1 protein-coding gene is annotated in these 284 nt (G+C 56.0%); it reads left to right on the forward strand.

The window, feature by feature from the left end:
* On the forward strand, positions 1 to 284 hold a 284-nt coding region (locus tag PA598K_RS36845), incomplete at both ends, for a hypothetical protein (protein ID WP_185602404.1).

The following is a 284-nucleotide window of genomic DNA, read 5'->3' on the forward strand; positions in this document are numbered from 1 at the left end:
CTGGCGACTCCAGAAGCGCAGCTAGTTGAGAACGATGTGCTGACGTGGGAAGAGGTTCCTCATGCAGACACGTATGAAGTAACGATTGAAATCGAAGGCCAAGAGCCACGCGTCATTGTAGTAGAGGAAGGGACTGAGCTGGATCTGTCGAGCTTGCAGCCAGCACTGACACCGGGCACGTACAGCGTGACGGTCGTAGCGAAGTCGAACAGCCCGTTGTACACGGATTCCGATCCGTCGGAAGAAGTGACGTACGAAGTCCCTGTCCCTGTTGTGGCTCTGGC

Source organism: Paenibacillus sp. 598K, from assembly GCF_003851045.1.
Lineage (GTDB): Bacteria > Bacillota > Bacilli > Paenibacillales > Paenibacillaceae > Paenibacillus_D.